The organism is Streptomyces glaucus, assembly GCF_039533365.1.
Classification (GTDB): domain Bacteria; phylum Actinomycetota; class Actinomycetes; order Streptomycetales; family Streptomycetaceae; genus Streptomyces; species Streptomyces glaucus.
Genome location: NZ_BAAATK010000028.1, coordinates 1 through 20,273, shown reverse-complemented (window position 1 = coordinate 20,273; position 20,273 = coordinate 1). Strand labels below are relative to the sequence as shown.

21 protein-coding genes are annotated in these 20,273 nt (G+C 72.5%); 5 read left to right on the top strand and 16 right to left on the bottom strand.

All coding sequences use genetic code 11. The annotated features are described in order from the left end of the window. Positions 1-4: 4 nt before the first annotated feature. Complete coding sequence (locus tag ABD363_RS20640) at positions 5-952, bottom strand: LysR substrate-binding domain-containing protein (protein WP_344605703.1); 948 nt, start codon at positions 950-952, stop codon at positions 5-7. A gap of 133 nt (positions 953-1,085) precedes the next feature. Here ABD363_RS20640 and ABD363_RS20635 point away from each other — a divergent pair, with 133 nt between their 5' ends. Together ABD363_RS20635 and ABD363_RS20630 are read left to right on the top strand one after the other, a co-directional pair. Further along, on the top strand, positions 1,086-1,640 hold the full coding sequence (locus tag ABD363_RS20635; protein ID WP_344605701.1) for a peroxiredoxin: 555 nt from the start codon (positions 1,086-1,088) through the stop codon (positions 1,638-1,640). Positions 1,641-1,646: 6 nt separating this feature from the next. After that, positions 1,647-2,180, top strand: coding sequence for an alkyl hydroperoxide reductase (locus tag ABD363_RS20630; RefSeq protein WP_344605699.1), 534 nt, complete (start codon positions 1,647-1,649; stop codon positions 2,178-2,180). A gap of 67 nt (positions 2,181-2,247) precedes the next feature. Here the strand turns inward: ABD363_RS20630 and ABD363_RS20625 are convergent, their stop codons facing one another. The 6 genes from ABD363_RS20625 to ABD363_RS20600 all read right to left on the bottom strand — a co-directional run bounded on the left by ABD363_RS20625 (position 2,248) and on the right by ABD363_RS20600 (position 10,026). Continuing rightward, positions 2,248-3,573 carry an AI-2E family transporter gene (locus tag ABD363_RS20625; protein WP_344605697.1) on the bottom strand — a complete coding sequence of 442 codons (1,326 nt, stop codon included), beginning with the start codon at positions 3,571-3,573 and terminating at the stop codon, positions 2,248-2,250. 132 nt (positions 3,574-3,705) lie between these two features. Beyond that, positions 3,706-4,419, bottom strand: coding sequence for an aggregation-promoting factor C-terminal-like domain-containing protein (locus ABD363_RS20620; RefSeq protein WP_344605695.1), 714 nt, complete (start codon positions 4,417-4,419; stop codon positions 3,706-3,708). A 440-nt stretch (positions 4,420-4,859) separates the two neighbouring features. Further along, on the bottom strand, positions 4,860-6,185 hold the full coding sequence (phoH2, locus tag ABD363_RS20615; RefSeq protein ID WP_344605693.1) for an RNA 5'-3' helicase PhoH2: 1,326 nt from the start codon (positions 6,183-6,185) through the stop codon (positions 4,860-4,862). A gap of 327 nt (positions 6,186-6,512) precedes the next feature. After that, entirely contained in the window at positions 6,513-7,286 is a 774-nt protein-coding gene (locus tag ABD363_RS20610) for an isoprenyl transferase (protein ID WP_344605691.1), read from the bottom strand. A gap of 1,047 nt (positions 7,287-8,333) precedes the next feature. Then, complete coding sequence (locus ABD363_RS20605; RefSeq protein WP_344605689.1) at positions 8,334-9,122, bottom strand: class I SAM-dependent methyltransferase; 789 nt, start codon at positions 9,120-9,122, stop codon at positions 8,334-8,336. 97 nt (positions 9,123-9,219) lie between these two features. Beyond that, positions 9,220-10,026, bottom strand: a complete 807-nt coding sequence (locus tag ABD363_RS20600) for a prepilin peptidase (RefSeq protein WP_425578007.1) — start codon at positions 10,024-10,026, stop codon at positions 9,220-9,222. A gap of 81 nt (positions 10,027-10,107) precedes the next feature. Here ABD363_RS20600 and ABD363_RS20595 point away from each other — a divergent pair, with 81 nt between their 5' ends. Further along, a complete protein-coding gene (locus tag ABD363_RS20595; protein ID WP_344605685.1) occupies positions 10,108-10,482 on the top strand; it encodes a DUF192 domain-containing protein in 375 nt (124 codons plus the stop codon). Between the two features lie 175 nt (positions 10,483-10,657). Here ABD363_RS20595 and ABD363_RS20590 read toward each other — a convergent pair whose 3' ends face one another. The 3 genes from ABD363_RS20590 to ABD363_RS20580 all read right to left on the bottom strand — a co-directional run bounded on the left by ABD363_RS20590 (position 10,658) and on the right by ABD363_RS20580 (position 14,240). Then, positions 10,658-11,524 (bottom strand): hypothetical protein, encoded by an 867-nt coding sequence (locus tag ABD363_RS20590; protein WP_344605683.1) that lies wholly within the window; start codon positions 11,522-11,524, stop codon positions 10,658-10,660. After that, on the bottom strand, positions 11,521-13,620 hold the full coding sequence (locus tag ABD363_RS20585; RefSeq protein WP_344605681.1) for a hypothetical protein: 2,100 nt from the start codon (positions 13,618-13,620) through the stop codon (positions 11,521-11,523). Before ABD363_RS20585 ends, ABD363_RS20590 begins: the two co-directional genes overlap by 4 nt. 128 nt (positions 13,621-13,748) lie before the next feature. After that, positions 13,749-14,240 carry an ATP-binding protein gene (locus tag ABD363_RS20580; RefSeq protein ID WP_344605820.1) on the bottom strand — a complete coding sequence of 164 codons (492 nt, stop codon included), beginning with the start codon at positions 14,238-14,240 and terminating at the stop codon, positions 13,749-13,751. A 281-nt stretch (positions 14,241-14,521) separates the two neighbouring features. Between ABD363_RS20580 and ABD363_RS20575 the strand changes: the two genes are divergently transcribed. Further along, complete coding sequence (locus tag ABD363_RS20575; protein ID WP_344605679.1) at positions 14,522-15,373, top strand: helix-turn-helix domain-containing protein; 852 nt, start codon at positions 14,522-14,524, stop codon at positions 15,371-15,373. A 10-nt stretch (positions 15,374-15,383) separates the two neighbouring features. Next, entirely contained in the window at positions 15,384-15,575 is a 192-nt protein-coding gene (locus ABD363_RS20570) for a hypothetical protein (RefSeq protein WP_344605677.1), read from the top strand. Between the two features lie 98 nt (positions 15,576-15,673). On the opposite strand, the gene ABD363_RS20565 is transcribed toward ABD363_RS20570, so the two are convergent. The 6 genes from ABD363_RS20565 to ABD363_RS20540 all read right to left on the bottom strand — a co-directional run bounded on the left by ABD363_RS20565 (position 15,674) and on the right by ABD363_RS20540 (position 20,069). Then, positions 15,674-16,324, bottom strand: coding sequence for an OmpA family protein (locus ABD363_RS20565; protein ID WP_344605675.1), 651 nt, complete (start codon positions 16,322-16,324; stop codon positions 15,674-15,676). A gap of 7 nt (positions 16,325-16,331) precedes the next feature. Continuing rightward, on the bottom strand, positions 16,332-16,910 hold the full coding sequence (locus ABD363_RS20560) for a hypothetical protein (RefSeq protein WP_344605673.1): 579 nt from the start codon (positions 16,908-16,910) through the stop codon (positions 16,332-16,334). Between the two features lie 16 nt (positions 16,911-16,926). Further along, positions 16,927-17,541: a pilus assembly protein TadG-related protein gene (locus ABD363_RS20555; protein WP_344605670.1), complete on the bottom strand. Its 615-nt coding sequence runs from the start codon at positions 17,539-17,541 to the stop codon at positions 16,927-16,929. Further along, positions 17,541-17,774 (bottom strand): hypothetical protein, encoded by a 234-nt coding sequence (locus ABD363_RS20550; protein WP_344605668.1) that lies wholly within the window; start codon positions 17,772-17,774, stop codon positions 17,541-17,543. Before ABD363_RS20550 ends, ABD363_RS20555 begins: the two co-directional genes overlap by 1 nt. A gap of 154 nt (positions 17,775-17,928) precedes the next feature. After that, positions 17,929-18,819 carry a response regulator gene (locus tag ABD363_RS20545; RefSeq protein WP_344605666.1) on the bottom strand — a complete coding sequence of 297 codons (891 nt, stop codon included), beginning with the start codon at positions 18,817-18,819 and terminating at the stop codon, positions 17,929-17,931. Between the two features lie 47 nt (positions 18,820-18,866). Then, positions 18,867-20,069 (bottom strand): sensor histidine kinase, encoded by a 1,203-nt coding sequence (locus ABD363_RS20540; RefSeq protein ID WP_425578009.1) that lies wholly within the window; start codon positions 20,067-20,069, stop codon positions 18,867-18,869. Positions 20,070-20,273: the final 204 nt, after the last annotated feature.

The window sequence follows — 20,273 nt, the reverse complement described above, 5'->3', positions numbered from 1 at the left end:
GGCGTCACCCGCCGCCGTGCAGTACCCGGACGGGCAGCGGCCGCAGCGCCTCGCGCAGGGCGGCCGCCAGCTCCTCGTACTCCGCCTCGCGGGCGGACCCGGTCCGCATGGCGAAGGCGATGCGGCGGGTCGGGGCGGGGGCGGCGAAGCAGCCGGTGCACAGCCGGTCGCTGCGGCTCGTCTCCACCTCGACGGCGGTGCGCGGCAGCAGGGTGCAGCCCAGGCCGCCGGCGACGAGCTGGACGAGGGTGGCGAGCCCGGCGGCGGTCGTGCTGACCGGCACGTCCGCCCGGCCGACCTCCCGGCAGATGTCCAGGGCCTGGTCGCGCAGGCAGTGCCCCTCGTCCAGGAGGAGCAGGTCGAGCTCCTTCAGGGCCTCGCGCGGGATGCCCTCCCGGCCGCCGAGCGGGTGGCCGAGCGGAGTGACGAGCACGAAGTCCTCGTCGAACAGCGGCAGTTCGGTCACCCCGGGCACGCCGAGCGGGACGGCGAGCAGCAGCAGGTCCAGACGGCCGCGGGCGAGGCCGTCCAGCAGCGAGGCGGTCTGCTCCTCGTGGACCTGGAGGTCGAGGTCCGGGTAGCGGCCGTGGACGAGGTTGAGCACGGTCGGCAGCAGGTACGGCGCCACGGTCGGGATGACGCCGAGGCGCAGCACCCCGGTGAACGGCGCCCGCACCGCCTGGGCCTCCTCCATCAGCGCCCCGACCTCCGCCAGCACCGCCTTCGCCCGCTCGGCGAGCCGCTCGCCGGCCGGTGAGAGCAGCACCTTGCGGGTCGTACGCTCCAGCAGCGTGACGCCGAGGGCGTCCTCCAGGGCCGAGACGGCGCCGGACAGGGCCGGCTGGCTCATGCCGATCGTGGCGGCGGCGTCCCGGAAATGCAGATGCTCGGCGACCGCGGCGAAGGCCCGCAGCTGGGCGAGACTGGGCTGCCTCTCCCGCCCCGTCGGCACCGATAACCACCTCCGATCAACCCGACCGAGTGTAGCTATTTCCGTAATCAATCCGCGCTGTGCCACCATCAACTCCGTCCAACCCATGGGAAACGCCTGCAAAACGGGTGTTTCTTCGCTGCGAGGAGAGCTAGTGCTCACTGTCGGTGACAAGTTCCCCGAGTTCGAACTGACCGCCTGCGTCTCTCTGGAGAAGGGCAAGGAGTTCGAGAAGATCAACCACAAGACCTACGAGGGCAAGTGGAAGGTGATCTTCGCCTGGCCCAAGGACTTCACCTTCGTGTGCCCCACCGAGATCGCGGCCTTCGGCAAGCTGAACGAGGAGTTCGCCGACCGCGACGCGCAGGTGCTCGGCTTCTCCGGTGACTCGGAGTACGTCCACCACGCCTGGCGCAAGGACCACGACGACCTGCGCGACCTGCCGTTCCCGATGATGGCGGACTCCAAGCACGAGCTCATGCGGGCGCTGGGCATCGAGGACGAGGAGGGCTTCGCCAAGCGCGCGGTCTTCATCGTGGACCAGAACAACGAGATCCAGTTCTCCATGGTGACCGCGGGCTCCGTCGGCCGTAACCCGAAGGAGGTCCTCCGGGTCCTGGACGCGCTCCAGACGGACGAGCTGTGCCCGTGCAACTGGACCAAGGGCGACGAGACGCTCGACCCGGTCAAGCTGCTGGCCGGGGAGTGACCGGACATGTCCCTCGACTCCCTCAAGTCCCGTATACCGGACTACGCCAAGGACCTGAAGCTCAACCTGGGCTCGGTCATCGGCAACTCGGAGCTGTCGGCGCAGCGGCTGTGGGGCACCGTGCTGGCGACGGCGATCGCCTCGCGCTCCCCGATCGTGCTGCGTGAGCTGGAGCCGGAGGCGAAGGCGAACCTGTCGCCGGAGGCGTACACGGCGGCCAAGTCCGCCGCGGCGATCATGGCGATGAACAACGTCTTCTACCGCACCCGCCACCTGCTGTCGGACCACGAGTACGGCTCCCTGCGCGCGGGCCTGCGGATGAACGTCATCGGCAACCCGGGCGTCGACAAGGTCGACTTCGAGCTGTGGTCCTTCGCGGTCTCCGCCATCAACGGCTGCGGCATGTGCCTGGACTCCCACGAGCAGGTGCTCCGCAAGGCGGGCCTGGACCGCGACACCGTCCAGGAGGCCTTCAAGATCGCCTCCGTGATCCAGGCGGTCGGCACGACGCTGGAGGCGGAAGCCGTCCTCGCCGAGTGACCTCCCGGCACGCCCGACCGGGCCCCGGCCACCCGTCAGGTGGCCGGGGCCCGGTCGTCGTCACGGCTCATGCGGAAGGCGGGGAGGGCGGCGCGGGCGGGGGCTCCGCGCCCGGCGCCGCGTCCGTCGCCGTGGCGCCCCTCGGCCTCGGCGCCTGGCGCAGGGCCGCCTCCCGCGAGTACGTCCGCAGGTAGGTCGCCACCGTGTTCGTGACCGCCACCAGCGGTACGGCGACCACCGCCCCGCCGATCCCGGCCACCAGTCCCCCGGCGCTCACCGACAGCACCACCGCCAGCGGATGGACCCGCACCGCGCGTCCCAGGATGAACGGCTGCAGGATGTGCCCCTCGATCTGCTGCACCGCCAGCACCACCGCCAGGGTCATGACGGCCGTGAAGACGCCCTGGGTGACGAGGGCCACCACCACCGCGAGCGCGCCGGAGACCACAGCGCCGACCAGGGGGATGAAGGAGAAGAGGAAGATGAAGACCGCCAGCGGCACGGCCATCGGCACGTCCAGGAAGTAGATGCCGAGGCCGATGAAGACGGCGTCGATCAGCGCCACGATCACCGTGCCGCGCACGTACGACGTGAGCGTCCGCCACGCTCGCGGCCCGGCCCCGGCCACTCCGGGCCGCGCCGCCGCCGGCACCAGCCGCAGCGTCCACTGCCAGATGCGCTTGCCGTCGTAGAGCAGGAACAGCGTGGAGAAGACGGCGAGCAGAAGTCCCGTCAGGGCCTCCACCACGACCGTCACGCCCTCCAGGCCCGCCGAGGTGATCTGGTCGGTGTTGGCGCCGACCGCCTCGCGCAGGTTCGTGGCGATCTCGTTGATCTGTTTTTCCGTGACGTGGAAGGGGCTGTTCAGCAGCCAGTTGCGCAGTTCGTCGATGCCGTCCTGGACCTGGCCGGAGAGGTTGTCGATGTTCTCCATGACCTGCCAGGTCACGAACCAGCCCATCAGTCCCATGATGACGAAGCCGAGGACGGCCGTCAGCGCCGTGGCCGGCCCGTGCGGCACCCCGTGCCGCCGCAGCCGCGCCACCGTGGGCTGCAGCAGCGCCGTGATCAGGAGCGCGGCGGCGAAGGCCAGCACGACCAGCCGGACGGCGCTGATGACCCGCATCAGCACCCACAGCGTGCCCGCCAGCACCAGCAGCCGCCAGCCGGCCTCGGCCGCCACCCGCAGGCCCCACGGGACCGCCTGGACGGGGTCCGGGCGGGCCGGGACCGCGGGCGCGTAGTCCGGGGGCGGCGGGACGTGGTCCTGCGGCGGCATCGGTTCGTCCTCGGCCCGCGCCCGTTCCGCCGCGGCACGGCGCTCGTTCCACCGTTCGCTCATCTCGGTGAGCCCCGCGCCGAGCCGGCCGAGCCACCCTGGCACTCGCGACATGATCCGTCCTCTTCCCCCGTAGCTGCGCACCACTCCCCCCTGGAGTCGTTCGCATCCGACCGTACAGGGCGAAAGCCCCCCACCGTAGGACGGTGAGGGGCTGCGTGGAGTCGCGCAGGGGCCGGGGGCGGCTCAGTACCAGTGGTTGGCCTGCCAGAACGACCAGGCCCCGCAGGGGCTGCCGTAGCGCTCGTTCATGTAGTTCAGGCCCCACTTGATCTGGGTGGCCGGGTTGGTCTGCCAGTCGGCGCCGACGGAGGACATCTTGGAGCCGGGCAGGGCCTGGAAGAGGCCGTAGGCGCCGGAGGAGGGGTTGACCGCCTTGTAGTTCCAGCTGGACTCGTGGTCCACGATGTTGCTGAAGCACTGGAACTGGCCGCTCGGCACCATCTGCCGCGCCATCGCCTGGATCTGCGCGATGGTGTACGAGGACTGGACGGCGAAGCTGGTCGCCTCGCGGGCGGCGTCGCGGCTGGCCGCATCCTTGGCCTCGGCGCGCTCCTTGGCTTCCTCGGCCGCCTTGGCCGCCTTGGCCGCCTTCTCGGCGGCTTTCTTCTTCGCGACGGCGGTCTCGGCGGCCGCCTTGCGGGCCGCCTCCTCGGCGTCCTTCTTGGCGCTCACGTCCGCTGCGATGGCCTGTGCGTCGGCCTGCTGCGTCAGGGACGCGGTCTGCACCTGGGCCTGCTGTCCCGCGGGTATGTCCGCGAGCAGCGTGGTGCCAGCGGCCGTCGTTTCGGCGTCGTTGTTCTGCGCGGTGCTGCCCGAGGCAACGCCGACGACGCTTCCGACAGCGGTGACCGCCGTGGCCGAGGCCACTGCGAATCCCCGGACCGAGATCCGGCTCACACGGTTTCCTTCCAGCATCGCCCGCTTAGGTGACCCTGGCGGACGCAATCGTGCCCCTGGCACTGGCCTCCCCAACTACGGGGTCACGGGAGGCGCGGGCCCGGTGGGCAACTCCCGCGGGGGGAGCGCCGCGTGGTGCTCGGGCGGCATACGACGGCGCTATGCAGTTGACGCTGATGCTTTGTGGTGCCGTACCGCTGGGGGTACAGGTGTGTCGTATGCGGGGCCTGACAGGAGTGAGACTCTGCCGCAACCCGACGCCGCAAGGCAATTCCGAGTTGCGTGTGAAAGCTCACACCCGGTTTCGGCCCAGGGATTTCCCGGAAACCGCCACACGTGAAGGCGCCGCCCGGCTAGGCTCTACGCCTTTCCCGGACGGCGCCGACGAGTGCGCGACCGGCCCCGGTCGGGGCATCACCGCCCCGTTCGGGGCGCTCCGTTCAGATCTGTCCGTCCTCCAGCATTTCGGTCACAAGGGCGGCGATCTGGGACCTTTCGGACCGCGTCAGCGTCACGTGCGCGAAGAGCGGATGGCCCTTCAGCTTCTCGACGACGGCGACGACACCGTCGTACCGGCCGACCCGGAGGTTGTCCCGCTGCGCCACGTCGTGGGTCAGGACGACCCGCGAATTCGCCCCGATCCGGGACAGAACGGTGAGCAGGACGTTCCGTTCGAGGGACTGGGCCTCGTCCACGATCACGAACGCGTCGTGCAGGGAGCGGCCGCGGATGTGGGTGAGCGGCAGGACCTCCAGCATCCCGCGCGCGGTGACCTCCTCGATGACCTCGCGGCTGGTGACCGCCGACAGCGTGTCGAAGACCGCCTGTGCCCAGGGGCCCATCTTCTCCGCCTCGGTGCCGGGCAGGTAGCCGAGCTCCTGCCCGCCCACCGCGTACAGCGGGCGGAAGACCATGATCTTCTCGTGCTGGCGGCGCTCCAGGACCGCCTCCAGCCCCGCGCACAGGGCGAGGGCCGACTTGCCGGTGCCGGCCCGGCCGCCCATCGACACGATCCCGATGTCCGGGTCGAGCAGCAGGTCGAGCGCGATCCGCTGCTCGGCGCTGCGGCCCTTGACGCCGAACGCCTCCCGGTCGCCGCGCACGAGGCGGACGTCGCCGTCGGCGGTCACCCGGCCCAGCGCCCTGCCCCGCTCCGACTGGATGGTCAGGCCGGTGTGCACGGGCAGCCCGGCGGCCTCGGGCACGTGCACGCGCCCTTCCTCGAAGAGGATGTCCACCTGCTCGCCGGGCAGGGTCAGTTCGGACATCCCGGTCCAGCCGGAGGCGTCCGTGATGGCGAGCTCGGCGCGGTACTCCTCGGCGAGGAGGCCGACGGAGGAGGCCTTGATCCTGAGCGGCAGGTCCTTCGACACGACGGTGACGTCGAACCCCTCGGCCTGCAGGTTGCGGGCGACCGCGAGGATGCGGGAGTCGTTGTCCCCCAGGCGGTAGCCGGTGGGCAGCACGCTGGGGTCCGAGTGGTTGAGCTCGACGCGGAGCGTCCCGCCGAGGTCCCCGGTCGGGATGGGGGCGTCGAGGCGGCCGTACCGGATCCGGTAGTCGTCGAGCAGGCGCAGGGCCTGCCGGGCGAAGTAGCCGAGTTCGGGATGGTGCCGCTTGGCCTCCAGCTCCGTGACCACGACGATGGGGAGCACGACCTCGTGCTCGTCGAAGCGGCTCAGGGCGTTCGGGTCGGCCAGCAGGACGCTGGTGTCGAGAACATAGGTGCGCCGGTCTGGCTTGTGGCGCTTTGTGCTGGTCACCACGGAAGGACGTACCCCCTCGGATGAGGTCGGGGAGCGACGGGAAGGAGCTGGACCGGTCGTCGGCCGCCCTGCACGCGCGCGGGCCGAGAACCGGCCCTCCGCGTCTGCTTCCGTGCCGTGACCGCACGGTCGGGCTGGTGCAAAGGGCCTCCCGGGCGGACGGCCCCGAGCCGCCCGCTGAGATCCGACGCCCGTGGTTCGGGCGTCGACCTGTCTGCGTTATGCCCTCGAACAGGCGCGGCCATGCCAGGGCATATGACGGCGGTCCGGTGAACTCCTCGTTACGTCCCTCGTGGGCCGGGGCAGGGCGATGCCCGTGCCGGCGGGTCAGCCGCCGTAACGGCGGTGCCGGGCCGCGTAGTCACGCAGGGCGCGCAGGAAGTCGACCTTGCGGAAGGCCGGCCAGAAGACCTCGCAGAAGTAGTACTCCGAGTGGGCGGTCTGCCATAGCATGAATCCGGACAGCCGCTGCTCGCCGCTGGTCCGGATGACGAGGTCCGGGTCGGGCTGGTCGCCGGTGTACAGGTGGCGCCCGATCATCTCGACGTCGACGGCCTCGGCGAGCTCGTCGAGGGAGGTGCCCTTGGCCGCGGCGTCGAGGAGCATCGAGCGGACGGCGTCGGCGATCTCCTGGCGGCCGCCGTAGCCGATGGCGACGTTGACGAGTATCCCGTCGATGTGCGCGGTGGCCTCCTCGGCCTCCTTGAGGGTGCGCTGCATCCCGGACGGCAGCAGGTCCATGGTGCCGACGTGGTGCACGCGCCAGCGGCCGTCGGCGGCGAGGGTGCGGACGACGTCCTCGATGATCCCGAGCAGCGGGACCAGTTCCTCCTGCGGCCGTTCGAAGTTGTCCGTGGACAGCAGCCAGAGGGTGACGACCTGGACGTCCGTCTCGCTGCACCAGCCGAGGAACTCCTCGATCTTGTCAGCGCCGGCCCGGTGGCCCTGTGCGGTGGTGGAACCGGCGGCCTTCGCCCAGCGCCGGTTGCCGTCCATGATGACGCCGATGTGCTTGGGCACCTGAGCGTGGTCCAGGTGGCCCTCCACCCGGCGCGCGTACAGCCTGACCAGCAGGCCGCGCAGCTTGTCGCGCAGGTTCACGAGATTGTCAGCCCCTCCGTACGGATCGGACAGGCGCGACGGGCCCGGCCGTCGGATTCGGCCGAGGGCGGTCCCTGTCCGGATGGCGGTCCCCGGGGGCGAAGCCTACCGCTGCGGGGGGCGGGCCGGGGGCGGGGGTGGCCTGTGGCGGGGGCCCCGGGTTCCGGGTGGTTCCGCGGGTTCCCGTTCCCGGTGCCGGTGTTGGCCGGCCGGGGGTCCGCCGCTGCCGTGTCCGCCGGAGGGGTGAAGGGGGTCCGCCGGCGGGGCGGACGGGGTGACCGGCGGGGCGGACGGGGGTGGCCGGCGCGGAAAGGGGCGCGACCGGAGGGCGGGGAGGGCGCGGGAGGGGGACCGGGAGGAGCCGGTGAGGGGCGCGGTGAAGGGGGGCGAGAAGGGCGCGGGAAGGACGCGGGAAGGGCGCGCGAGGGGAGACGAAAAAACGGGCCGGTCCGTGGGGGGGGGGGAGACGGACCGGCCCGAGGGGGGGCTTCCACCATAACCCTTCGTAAGTGATGCTGCGTGCATCGGCACGCCACAACTACTCTCCGGAGTCGCCCGGCGACGCGCCGCTCGTCGCGGAAGCCGCCGTTCGCGGCGGCCCCGCGGCCGGAGCGCGGCGGGCCTCCGGGGCTTCGGCACGTTCCGGGGGAGGCGCCCTTCCCCCGGGCGGTCCCGGCGGCGGGCGCCCGCTCGGTCTCCGGTGGCCCCTCGCCCGGCCCGTGCGCCCGCGGCCCGCGCCGACCGGGGCGGTTCGAGGAGGCGGCACCGCGCAGTCCCCTCCACTGCGCGGTACCGCCCGCGCAGCTTCACTTACGCGAATTACCTTGGTCTGAACTTACGTCAGGCGCGGTCGCGGAATCCAACCGTCGGCATAACGATGTGGAAACCCCGTGAGAATCCTGCGGCGCTCCCGTCACCCGCCGTACCCGTCGTACCGTCACATGGCGAGCCGCGCCCGGGCGCTCCGGGAAACGGGATCCGGTCCCGTCCGGCCCGGCGGCCGCCGTGTGACGGCGCGTGCGAGGAGGACGGGGACGCGCGGGAGCGTCACGGGCGGGGTCTGCGGGCCTCGATGAGCTGGCGGGCGCTGTGGGCGACGAAAGGCCCCTCGTTCCGGATCCGCTCGTGCAGGGCGCGGAGCCGGGACTCGTACGCCTCCACGGTGAAGCCGGGCACCATCCAGACCACCTTGCGCAGGAAGTGCACGACGGCCCCGATGTCGTGGAACTCCATGCGCAGCCGTTCCGCGCGCAGATCGACGACCTCCAGCCCGGCGGCCTCGGCGTCGGCCCGTTCCCGTTCGGGATGCCGGTCGCCGCGGGCGCCGTCCGGCTGGGGCCCGAGGAAGAACTCGACGAGTTCGAAGGCGCTGGCGGGTCCCACGTGCTGGGCGAAGTACGTGCCGCCCGGCTCCAGGACCCGGGCGATCTCCGCCCACTGCGGCCGGACGGGGTGGCGGCTGACGACGAGGTCGAAGGCGCCGTCCGCGAAGGGCAGGGCCGCGTCCTCGGGCACGGCGACGACGGCCACGCCGCGCGGACGGAGCAGGGCGGTGGCCCTGGCGGCGTTGGGCGGCCAGCCCTCGGTGGCGACGGTGAGCCGGGGCGGTCGCGGGGCTCGGCCGAGGGCGGAGTCCAGCACCTCCCCTCCCCCGGTCTGGAGGTCGAGCACGGCCGCGGCGCCGCCCAGCCGCCCGGCCATCGTCCGCGCGTACCCCCAGGAGGGCCGCGCCTCGGTGGCCCGGCCCTCGAACCAGGAGAAGTCCCAGCCTTCGGTGGGCACGGAGGCGCCCTCGGTCACGAGGTCCTCGAAGGAGCGGAGGTGGTGGTGAGGCATGGGGAACGATCTCCACGGTGTCGGGGTTGTCCGGATGTCCGTACCCGCCGGCGTCCGTCCGGTGGTCCCGGCCGGTCCGCACGGCGCCGGGCGGGGGTCACGTCGCCGTCGCCGCTCCCAGCACCAGGCCGGTGAACGCCCCGCCCATCATGAAGGGCCCCAGGGGGATGGCGGACCTGCGGTTCGCCCGGCGCAGGGCGACGAGGGCCAGCCCGTACAGGGCGCCGTAGAGGATGCCGGCGAAGGCGCCGGTCAGCAGGGGCTGCCAGCCGTACCAGCCGAGGGCCAGCCCCAGGGACAGGGCCAGTTTGACGTCGCCGAAGCCCATGCCGGACGGGTTGACGAGGAAGAGGAGGAAGTAGCCGCCGGCCAGGGCGAGGCCGCCCAGCAGGCTCCTCGGCCAGGAGCCCGCGGCGGCGGGGAGGGCGGACGCCAGGGCCAGCAGGACGGCGAGCGCGGCGGCGAGGGGGAGGGTGAGGACGTCGGGGAGGCGGTGCACCCGGCGGTCGACGAGGGCCAGGAGGACCGCTGCGGGGGTGGCGAGGAGCCAGACGGCCGTCTCGGGGCGGGGACCGGCCGCCGCGGCGAGGGCCGCGCAGATCAGGGCCGTCAGCGTCGCGACGGCCGGGGTGCCGGGGCCGTAGGGTCCGCAGGGCCGTGGTGCGGTGCCGGTGTGCGGGCAGCGGGCCCGGCCGAGCCAGCCGGCGAAGGCGCCGGTGATCGCGTGGCCGCCGGGGCAGCGGTCGTTCCACGGTCGCCCGGGGTGGACCGAGAGGCGGTGGGCGGCGCGGGGCAGCAGGAGGCCGGTGCCCGCGCCCCACAGGGCCGCCGCGGTCGTCAGGAGGAACAGCACTCCGGGACCGTATGCCGCCGTGTCCCGTCGCGCATGGGCCCGTGGACCCATGCGGGACCCACTTCCCCGCGGATACGTTCGGTCCGGGCAGTCGGCCCTACGGCGGGTGACGGGCAGGGAGGTGGCCTCGGTATGGGGCGGCGCTGGCGGGACGGGCGGGGGACGCTGGTCGTGCACGGGGACGGCGGGGCCCCGCCCGTCCGGGTGCCGCTGGAGATCGCGACCTCCTACCGGGCCCGCACCAGGGGACTGCTGGGGCGGGACTCGGTCGACGGGGCGATCCTGCTGTCGCCGGCCGGCGGCGTGCACACCTTCCGGATGCGGTTCCCCATCGACGTGGCGTACCTCGACCGCCGGCTGCGGGTCGTCGCCGTGCGCACCATGCGGCCGGGCCGGCTCGGGCTGCCGCGGATCCGGTCACGGCACGTGCTGGAGGCGCAGGCCGGGGCGATGGCCGGGTGGGGGGTGCGGGCCGGGGGGCGGGTGGAGGTCGCCGCCGCGGAGTAGGGCGCCCCGGCCGGCGGTTTCCCGGGCCGCCGGCGGGCGCGTGGGGCCGGGGCCGCCGCGCCGGGGCCTGTGGCGGGTCAGGCCGTCCCGGGGCGGGGGAATCCACGCACCGCGGCGGGCGGCAGGTGGTCCCGTGGCACGGGCGCCGCGCGCCCCTCGAGCACCGTGCCGGCCCTCACCAGGGGATCCGCCGGGGCCGCCGGTGCCACCACCAGCCCTCCGCGTTCTCGTCCCGGCCGGGCCGGTCGTCCGCGCGGGCCGCGGCGTCCCCCTCTTCGGGCTCGGTGTGCTCCAGGACGACGCGGTCCAGCGGGCCGACCACGGAGCGCAGGGCGTCGGCGCAGGTGCCGCCGGCCTCGCGGGCCAGGCGCGCCAGCTCGTCCCGGGCTTCCAGATCGCGCCGGAACAGGTCCTCCCGGTACCGGCCCGACGGGCTCCATCCGGACTCCATGCGGCGGGCCAGCCGTTCCCACACGCGCAGGTGGTGGTGGAGGCGGCCCTCGACGCTCGCCGCCGGCCCCGTCGGGCGGCCGGCGAGGAAGGCGTCGGAGAGGGGCGTGGCGACGGGCTGCCGGTCGAGGACCTCCGGAAGCGGGCCCACGTGCGCACCGGGCAGGTCGGCCACCGGTTCCTCCACGGCGTCCACCCGGTAGGCGGTGTCCTCGCCGGTCTCCACCGCCTCCAGCCGGCACCTGACCGCACGTCCGTCCGGCACCGCGATCCAGTAGGCACTGGGCAGGCCGAGGTCCGAGGGGTAGAGCACGGGTCCCCCCGCCCCGGCCGCGATGCCGTGGGCGAGGCCTTTCTCCGTGAGACCGCCCGCGGCCCGTTCCCCGACCGTGACGTCCAGTTCGAGCGCCAGGTCGCCCGGCGGCAGCCGGCGGTACGTGCAGAGCACGGGGGCTTCCCACCGCCGCCCCTCCTGGTCCGCGTCCGCGTCGGCCACGTCGACCTCCTCGTCCGGGACCGCCAGCAGGTCCGCGAGAACGCGCCGGAGCCTTCCCGCGTCCCATTCCGCGACGGTGAAGAGGTTCCCGATCACTTGTACGTCCCGTCGTAGATCTGCTTGGCCTTCTGCACCTTCGCCGGATTGTCGACGAATTTGGGATCGCGCTGCAATTGCTGCGACTTGCCGATGTCGCCCTTGTTCCGCGCGATCTCCTTCAGGGCGGCGTACTCGATGCGGTCCATCTCGACGAGTCCCGGACCGGACTTGGGGAAGACCGTCCCGTTGCCCTCCACCTCGTACGTCCGGCCGTTGATCTCGTACGTGTTCCCGTCCGGCGACAGGGTGGCACGGCCGTTCGCGATTCCCTCGATGTCGGCGCGGACCAGGTCCTCGTTCCCTCTGAGGATCACGGTGTTGCGCTCCTTGACCTGGCCGCCCGCCGATCCGCTGACGGTGTGCCGCTTGTTGGGGAACTTCAGGGTCTTCCCGCGCGCCGGACCGGCGATGTCGTCCCTCGCCCGCCACTCGTTGGCCGGCTTGCCGCCGTGCGCCCCGTCCGCCTTCTTCCCGGCCTCGTCCGCCGCCTTCCCGGCCGCCTCGGCCTGCTCGCGGGCCTGCTTCGCCTGTTCGCGGGCCTCCTCGTCGCAGCCGTCGTCGGCCAGGACGACGTACGGGGAGGTGGCGGCGGTGAGGGCCAGGACCGTGGTGCCGGTGCCGGGGCCGCCCAGGTGCGGGCCGCCTCCGTACGGGGCCCGGCGGGCCGGTGCCGCGATCGTGCAGCCGGACTCGCGGGCCTTGCGCTCGGCTTCGTCGGCCGCCTCGTCGGCCTCCCGGGCCGCCTTCCGGGCGCCCTCGACGTCCCCCGTCCCGGCCGCCTTCCGGGCCCGCTCCGCCGCCTCGGCCGCCTCGTCGGTGAGCTTGCCCAGTGCGCCGAGTTTCCCGAGCTTGCCCAGCTTCCCGGCGACCTTGGCCTCGCCGTAGCCGGGGATGAAGAGGGAGCCGACGTTCCAGACGACCGTGGTGGCGGCCCGGGTCTTGTCGCCCTTGTCCCAGTGGTCGCGGACCTCGTCCCCGACGAACATGTCGTCGAGGATCTTCACGCCCGAGTCGACGGTCGCGCCGCCCCAGTCGGTGAGCGCGTCCAGGTAGTCGCCCCTGGCCCACTTGTCGCCCGCTTCCCTGGTGCCCTCGGACCACTGGTCGGCGATCGTGCCGCCGTAGTCCTTCAGGCCCTCCAGCGTGTCCAGGGGGCTGGAGACCGTGTCCCAGACGCCCTTGAGGTCACCGCCGATGCCGTCGACGAAGAGGCCCTCACCGACCTGTTCGACCTGGTCCCCGGCGCAGCCGAGGAAGGCGCCGAAGCCGGAGAAGCAGCCGTCGTCCGTCTTCGGGGCGTCGCCGTCGCCGGCTTCCGTCTTGTCGCCGCCATCACCGTCATCACCGTCACTGCCGGAGCCGGGGCCGGAGCCGGGATCGGTCTTCGGGCCGTCGCCCGCCGTCACGTCCGTGCCGTCGCCCGCCGGGGCGGCGCAGCCCATGCCGGTGACCTTGCAGACCTGCGCCTGGACGCCGGCGTGGATCCGCGTGCCCAGGCCGCTGACGACCAGGGCGGCGATGATCGCCGCCACCACCGCGACCAGGCCCGCGTACTCCACCGCCGTCTGGCCCTCGTCCCGGCGCCGGCGGATCATGCGGGCCAGGGAGAAGGGGCGGCGTTCCCGGCGGTCCGGCTCGGGGAGGCGGTACCAGGCGCGGCTGTCCGGGCGGGTCAGGAAGTACAGGATCAGGACGGGCAGGAAGAGCTGGACGCAGCCCCGGGACGAGCCCTGGACGATGTTGTCGACCGCCCCGAGGACCAGCCATGCCTGTACGGCGATCAGACCGGCCCAGGTCCGGCTTCCGCCCTCCCGGCTCCGCCGGGCCAGCCACCAGCCGAGGACGCCGGGGGCGGCTCCGTAGGCGGTCAGGGCGAGAACGCCGCCGTCGAGGGCGTCGTACGAGGAGGCGGTGAGCAGGAGACCGAGGCCGCCGACGACCGTGATCAGGAAGAGGGCGTGGACGAGGACCAGCGCCGCGCGGAGCGGGCCGGGCAGGTCCCGGCGCCGGCCGTGCTCCGGGAACCACGCGGCCCCGGATCCGGGTATTCCGCCCGCTTCTCCCGCTCCCCCTGCTCCCCCGATCGAGGCCATTGCCCGCTCCCCCTCGACTCGCTCCGCGTGAAGGCCTGTCCACGACACGGCCGAGGGTAGGAAGGGGCCGGTGGGGCGGCATGGGCCCGCGGGCCCAAATCGGCACCCAAACGGGTCCCGCGCCCGCTCTACGGCTCCGCGTCCAGGTAGGCCGCGGCGCCCCGCCTCGGCAGCACCGCCCACATCCGCGTGCCGCCGCCCGGTTCGCGTGCGTCGCCGAAGCCCCAGTCCCCGTCGCAGGCCTTCACCACGCAGGCCAGTACGCGCAGCACGGCGCGGCGGCGGGCGTCGCAGGCAGCGGCCAGACGGGGGTGGGTGTGGCGGGGGTGGCCGTCGTAGAGGACCACGCGGAGGGCACCGTCCCGGTAGCGCAGCGACAGGTACACCTCCGCGACGGGTGCCAGGCGGCAGGCGCAGGAGACCAGTTCGCTCACCACCTGCACCGCCGCGTCCGTCACGTCGTCGAGGGCGTGGGTCCGCAGGATCGTCCGCGTGGCGGCACGGGCGACCGCCGGGGTTCGCGGCGCGGCAGGGAGCGTGAGGCTGTAGGCGAGGGTCTCGGGGGTCGGTGGGGCGGGCGGCAGGTCCGTGGGAGTGGGGATCGGGCAGGACGGGACCATGATTCCGGGCACGGCAACTCCGTTGTTCCGCGGGTGGGCTGAATCTCCGCACCGGTGGCCCGTCTCCCTGACGCGGCCCCCCCTCCCAGGGCAGGAGAGTGCGGGCGGGCACGCGTGATGCGCTTCCGGAACGCGGAGGGTCGTAGTCGACCTGTCGCCGACCGTAAGAGCAAAGGAGTCACAGTGTCCATTCATTCGGGGACAATTACCCCTCACGGTGATGGACCCCGGACGTCGTGCAACGGCAGACTGGGGTGCACCACGGCGCGGGAAGGGGCGGCATGGCGACGAGAAGCACGCCGACGGAGCGGCAGAAGCGACTGGGTGCCGAGTTGCGCAAGATGCGTCTCGCGGCGGGCGCCACCACGGAGTACGCCGCCGGGCTGCTCGGCATCGACCGGACCCGGCTGTCCAACATGGAATCCGGGATCCGCCCGTTCTCACCCGACCGCATCCGCACCCTCGCCTGCAACTACGCCTGCGCGGACGGAAGTTACGTCGACGCACTGGTCGCCATGGCCGAGGACAGGGGGCGCGGGTGGTGGGAGCACTACCGGGGCACCCTGCCTGCCGGACTGCTCGACATCGCCGAGTTGGAATGGCACGCGACGCGCGTACGGACCGCGCAGGTCATGCACGTGCCGGGGCTGCTGCAGACGGAGGAGTACGCCCGCGCGGTCTTCGCCGCCGTGCTCCCGGCGTTGAGCCGGCTCGAGATCGAACTACGGGTGGCCCATCGCATGGAGCGCCAGCAGGTCTTCGAACGAGCCGAGCCGCTTCCGTACATGGCCTACGTCCACGAAGCCGCCCTGCGCATGCCGTACGGCGGCAGCGAAGTGCTCCGACAGCAACTGGACCACCTGACCACGCAGTCCGAGCGGGACACCATCGACGTACGGGTCGTCCCGATGAGCGTGGGCGGCTTTCCCGGGGCCGGGCACGCGCTGCTGTACGCCGACGGGGCCGTGCCCCAGCTCGACACCGTCCAGTTGGACTCCGCACACGGGCCGGAATTCACCGGAGCGGAGGCGCAGCTCACCAAGTACCGTGCCCACTTGGACTGGATGGACAACGCGGCGTTGCCCCCGGCTGCCTCGCGCGACCTCATCCGCAACGTCGCCCGCGAACTCTGAGGGAGTCGTCATGACCGGCATCGACTGGGAAGAGCCCTTCTGCGGTGAGGGCAACAACTGCTTCCGCATAGGCACCGACGGCGAGGGCAACGCCTACATCGCCGTCGCCGGACAGGAGGACCGGTACCTCACCGACAGCCGGGAGGCCCTCCGTGCCCTCATCCAGGACATCAAGGCGGGGAAGGCGGACCACCTGCTGTAGGGCCGTCCGCCGGCGAGCCGGCCGGGAAGCGGGGCCCGTACCTGTCGGCAACGGCGCGGGACGGGCCCCTCGGCTCCGGCACGGATTCCGGACGTGCGTCAGCTCTCCGTGCGGGGGAAGGAGACCTCCACCCGGCGGTTCTTCTTGCGGCCGGCCTCCGTCGAGTTGTCGGCGATCGGGTACTGCTCGCCGTAGCCGCGCACCTCGTAGGTGATGTTGGAGTCGTTCAGCTGCTGGTCCAGGACCTCCTGGACGGCGTTGGCGCGCTGCTTGGACAGGACGTCGCCGTGAGCGGAGGAGCCGAGGTCGTCGGTGAAGCCGAAGACGCGGACCTGCGTCGCGTTCTGCGTCTTGATCTCCTCGGCGATCCCCTCGATGCGCGCCCTCGCCGCGGCACTGAGCTTGGCGCTGTCCTTGCCGAACAGCACCTCGGCCTGGAGCGCGAACTTCACGTCCGAGTTGGTGTCCTCGCGGCGCTCGTCACCGCTCTCGTCCTCCACGACCGACTTGATGTCGAGGACCTTGGGTTCGGCGAGGGTGGCGCCGTCCGGAAGCTTCAGGTCCGGGTCGTTGGCGTCCACCTCCACGGGCGCGGAGGCCGTCGCCTCGGTGCCCGGAGGGACGCTGGGGCCGTCGTCGGCGTAAGCCACCGCGCCGAAGACGTTCGTGGCGACCATGACGGTGGCGGCGGTCAGGGTGAGGGCGAGGCGGGGGGTGCCCGCTCGGAGTGGGGTGTGGGTGACGGTCATGTTGGCCTCACCCGGAGATCGTGATGGTGGCAGTGGGGAAGCCCGGCAGTTGGAAACCGACTTCGGTCGTACTGGCCGGCGGGGCCGGGAACTGCATGAAGACCGGAACGGATTCACCGGCCTTCAGGGTAGGCAGACCGATAGTGGTCAGGGGGCGACCGTCCGTGTCACGCAGGACGTAATAGCGCTTCTTCCCCTTGGGGTCCACAAGCGTGGCACCACCGAGAGAACTCCCGTTCTTGATGATCTCGGTCTCGTTGCCACTCAAGTTGGAGGGAACGACCACTGTTTCCGAACCGTCGTTCTTCAGGGTGCCGTTCACTGTCACGAACCCGCCTGAATCCCGCTTGGCGGAAGTGATCTGAAGGAAAAGGCTCTGGGGTCCCTTCAGTTCGGCCAACGGCTCTTCTGCCTGCCCCTCCTGAGCACTCGGCTCGGACCCATCGTCCTTCGTGGCGGATGCCGATGTGTCCGGCTTCTCGTCATCACCGCCTCCACCGCAGCCGGCCACACCCAGGACCAGGCCGGCTGCCGCAGTCAACGCAACCATCCCCCTGCGGGCCTTGGCAGTGAACCGAATGCTCATCTCTCTGCTTCCTTCATCACTCGTCGTTCGCTTGTGGGTCGGCCAGATGCACATCGAAGAGGTCCTTGGGTTCCGGGAGATCAGTGAGGTCTTTCGGATCCAAGTCCCATTCCTCGCCCTCGCAGGAGAGCCTGGGCAGTACGTCGTTCTCCGCGTCCTCGGCGGGGGGCGGAAATGTGCACCGAGGTTCTACCACTGCGGTGGCGAAGGCGTTCGCCCTCTGGTTCTCCGTGTCGGGCACGATGGAGTCTCCGACGGACTTGTTCGTCTCGACCTCGACCGTCCACCCCAGCAGTCCGTCCGGATTGCAGCTCCGCACCTCGGCGTCGTTCTGCGCGGCGAGCTGAGTCGCCCGCGCACAGGCGCCGGGCGTCAACTGCACGTCCCCGTCGAAGATGTCCTGCCACTTGGCCGGGTCGAGCACGTTCTCCACCCACTCGCCCGCCAGCTTGTCCCGGGTGTCCTGGGCCGCCGCGAGGGCCGCCGCGTCAGCGGCCGTCTGGGCGCCGTTCCGATTCGCCGCGGCCTGGCCGACCGCGAAGTACGCGAACGCGAGGAAGAGCAGGCCCCCCACCACCGTGATGTAGATGGGGAAGGCCTGCCCTGCGTCGCCGTACTTGCGCGGTCGCATCAAGGAGCGACCTTGGCGACCTGTGCCTTGATCTTGTCGAGGATCGTCTGCCCGATGTCCGTGCCCGTGATCGCCAGCACGATCGCCACGACCACCGCGATGATGCCCAGGTACTCCACCGCGGTCTGCCCGCGGTCGCCGGCGCGGCGCTGAACCGCCTCGACCGTGGTGTTCTTCCAGCCGTTCACGCGGACCTTGGTGGCAACGGCAGTCTTCAGCATCAGGTCGCTCATGGTGTTCCCCTCCGGGTGTTGCTTGACCGGTGCCGCTTCCGACTCCGGAACCGTACGGCGGAACTCCTCGCTCCCCGGAGGGCCCCAGGGCCCATTCCCGGGCCCATTCGCGGGCCCAGGGCGGTGTCTCACTCCTCCGGAACGTCATCGCGTGTCACCCCAGTCCCCGGTGTGGGTCCGGGGCCGTGCCGAGCCACTTGGCGGCGGCCTCGGAGCGGCTGGTGCTGTGGAGCTTGGCGAAGATGCGGTTGATGTGGTTCTTGACCGTCTTCTCGCTGATGAAGCAGGTGGCGGCGATCTGCTGGTTGGTCATGCCGGACGCGATGAGGTCCATGATCTCCGCCTCCCTCGTGCTCAGCTGGAACCGTGACCTGTCGTGGGCGGCCGGGCGGCCGCCCGGCCATCCCGACGACTGTCTCACATTCGGTTGCAGTTGCGAAAGGTTTTCCGTAGAAGTGTTTGGCTGTAAGGGCGTTGGGCTGTAGTTATCGTGTGCAGTCGCATTCGTCTGCCCCAGGCCGTCCGGGAGCGGGGGGCCGCTCGGGCCCGTTCCCTGGCGGAGTTGGGCCAGGAGGGCCCCCGCCGCCGTCGGGGTGAAGTGGGCCCTGCCCTCCTTGATGTCCCGCACGGCCGTGACCAGTTGGTCGGCGGTGAACTCGCCGTGGACGAGGTAGCCGCCCGCTCCCCTGCGCAGGGCCTCCTGGACGATCTCCGACTCCCTGCTGTACGTCAGCATCACGACCGGGGCGATCCGCACGAGGTACGGGAGCGCCGAGATGCCGTCCACGCCCGGCATGCGGACGTCCAGCAGGACGACGTCGGGGCGGTGGTGGTGGGCGGCCTCGTAGGCCTGGCGGCCGTCGGCGGCCTCCGCGACGACCGTGATGTCCGCGCGGCCGGACAGCAGGGCGGTGAGGCCGGCGCGGACCACCGGGTTGTCGTCGGCCACGACGACCCGCAGGGGGGCCGGGGGCGGGACGTGCTCGAACGGGTCCGGGGGCGGCTGCGGGGGGCCGGGGTGGGGGGTCGTCGTCCGGTCCGGCATCGGGCTGCCTCCTCTCGTGGGGTGGGGGACGGGTGCTGCGCCGCGCTTCACGCGGGGGGCGGGGCCGTCAGGGCCGCCAGCGGCAGTTCCAGGCGGACCTCGGTGCCCTTGGGGTGGCCGCCGCGGCCTATGCGGATGCGGGCGCCCACCGAGGCCGCGCGCTCGACCATGCCGACCAGGCCGAAGTGGCCGGCCCGGCGGAGCTGTTCGAGGGTGGTGCCGGGAGGGAGACCGCGGCCGTCGTCGTGGACGCTGATGCGCAGCAGGTCGCCGTGGACCCCCGCGCGGACGTCGACGTGGGTGGCGCAGGCGTGGCGGTGGGCGTTCTCCATCGCCTCCGAGGCGATCGTCAGGAGTTGGCGGGCCACCGCCGGCGGGACGGGCGGGACCGCGTGGTCGCCCGTGGGGCGGTAGGTGGCCGCCAGGCCGGTGCGGGCGCTGAAGTCGCGGGTGCGGGCGGCCAGTTCGACCAGTACGTCGGTGCCGTGGTCCGGGTCCGACTCGCGGCGCAGGTCCGCCAGAAGTTCGCGGGCCTCCGCGGCCGCGCGGCGGACCGACCGGGCCACCAGTTCCGCTTGCTGTTTGACCAGGGCCGGGTCCATGCGGTCCGCGCCCGCCGAGCCCGCCAGGCCGTCCGCGGCCAGGGCCACGCCGTGCAGGGTCTTGGCGACCGAGTCGTGCATCTCGCGGGCCAGCCGGGCGCGTTCGGCGCCGACCGCCTCCGTGACGGCCAGGCGGGACTGGACCGTGGTCAGGGCCTGGGTGGCGGCGCCGAAGCGGAGCATCAGGTTGCGGAGGCTGGAGCCCACCGCGCCGGCGATGACGCACAGCCCGGGCAGGAGCAGGGACTGCGCGAGGCCCGGCTGCCGGTGCTGGTCCTCCAGGGTGGCGTGGACGAGGAGCAGGATCAGGCCCTGGAGGGAGGCGAAGCAGGCGGCTCCGCGCCAGCCGTAGACGATGCCGGCGAGGAGGGGGGTGCAGACGCTGACGTAGGCGAGGGTGGTGTCCGGGCCCGCCGCGATGAGGAGGAGGGCGCCGAAGAGGGTGTCCACCGCCAGGAGGGTGGGGTGGCGCAGGAGGAGGGGGCCGAAGCGCTCCCAGTCCCGGAAGAGGACGTAGGAGCCCATGAAGGTGACCACCACCGCGGCGCCGACCAGGCGGGTGGCCAGGCCCGGGGTGGCGTTGAGGAGGGCGGCGGGGGCCGCCAGGGCGATCATGGCCAGGCGGAAGCCGAAGACCTGGCGGCACATCGCCTGCAGGGCGTTGACCTGGATGGGGATGGTGGGGCTGCCGGGGGCGCCGCCGGCGGTGTTCGTGCCGGTTCCGTCGCCGGGGGCGGGCGGCCCCGGCACGGCGTCCGCGGCCGGCCCCGGCACGGCGGTCCCGGCGGCCGGCCCCGGTGCGGCGCCCGCGGCGTCGGCGGCCGGCCGTGCCGGGGCCGGCTTCGCCGCCGG

Excerpts from the sequence above, each read along its gene's own strand:
- ABD363_RS20630 (WP_344605699.1), top strand. The coding sequence starts at position 1,647 with ATGTCCCTCGACTCCCTCAAGTCCCGTATACCGGACTACGCCAAGGAC.
- ABD363_RS20625 (WP_344605697.1), bottom strand. The coding sequence starts at position 3,573 with ATGTCGCGAGTGCCAGGGTGGCTCGGCCGGCTCGGCGCGGGGCTCACC.
- ABD363_RS20605 (WP_344605689.1), bottom strand. The coding sequence starts at position 9,122 with ATGCCTCACCACCACCTCCGCTCCTTCGAGGACCTCGTGACCGAGGGC.
- ABD363_RS20600 (WP_425578007.1), bottom strand. The coding sequence starts at position 10,026 with ATGGGTCCACGGGCCCATGCGCGACGGGACACGGCGGCATACGGTCCC.
- ABD363_RS20595 (WP_344605685.1), top strand. The coding sequence starts at position 10,108 with ATGGGGCGGCGCTGGCGGGACGGGCGGGGGACGCTGGTCGTGCACGGG.
- ABD363_RS20585 (WP_344605681.1), bottom strand. The coding sequence starts at position 13,620 with ATGGCCTCGATCGGGGGAGCAGGGGGAGCGGGAGAAGCGGGCGGAATA.
- ABD363_RS20580 (WP_344605820.1), bottom strand. The coding sequence starts at position 14,240 with ATGGTCCCGTCCTGCCCGATCCCCACTCCCACGGACCTGCCGCCCGCC.
- ABD363_RS20575 (WP_344605679.1), top strand. The coding sequence starts at position 14,522 with ATGGCGACGAGAAGCACGCCGACGGAGCGGCAGAAGCGACTGGGTGCC.
- ABD363_RS20570 (WP_344605677.1), top strand. The coding sequence starts at position 15,384 with ATGACCGGCATCGACTGGGAAGAGCCCTTCTGCGGTGAGGGCAACAAC.
- ABD363_RS20565 (WP_344605675.1), bottom strand. The coding sequence starts at position 16,324 with ATGACCGTCACCCACACCCCACTCCGAGCGGGCACCCCCCGCCTCGCC.
- ABD363_RS20560 (WP_344605673.1), bottom strand. The coding sequence starts at position 16,910 with ATGAGCATTCGGTTCACTGCCAAGGCCCGCAGGGGGATGGTTGCGTTG.
- ABD363_RS20555 (WP_344605670.1), bottom strand. The coding sequence starts at position 17,541 with ATGCGACCGCGCAAGTACGGCGACGCAGGGCAGGCCTTCCCCATCTAC.
- ABD363_RS20550 (WP_344605668.1), bottom strand. The coding sequence starts at position 17,774 with ATGAGCGACCTGATGCTGAAGACTGCCGTTGCCACCAAGGTCCGCGTG.
- ABD363_RS20545 (WP_344605666.1), bottom strand. The coding sequence starts at position 18,819 with ATGCCGGACCGGACGACGACCCCCCACCCCGGCCCCCCGCAGCCGCCC.
- ABD363_RS20540 (WP_425578009.1), bottom strand. The coding sequence starts at position 20,069 with ATGTGCCGCCAGGTCTTCGGCTTCCGCCTGGCCATGATCGCCCTGGCG.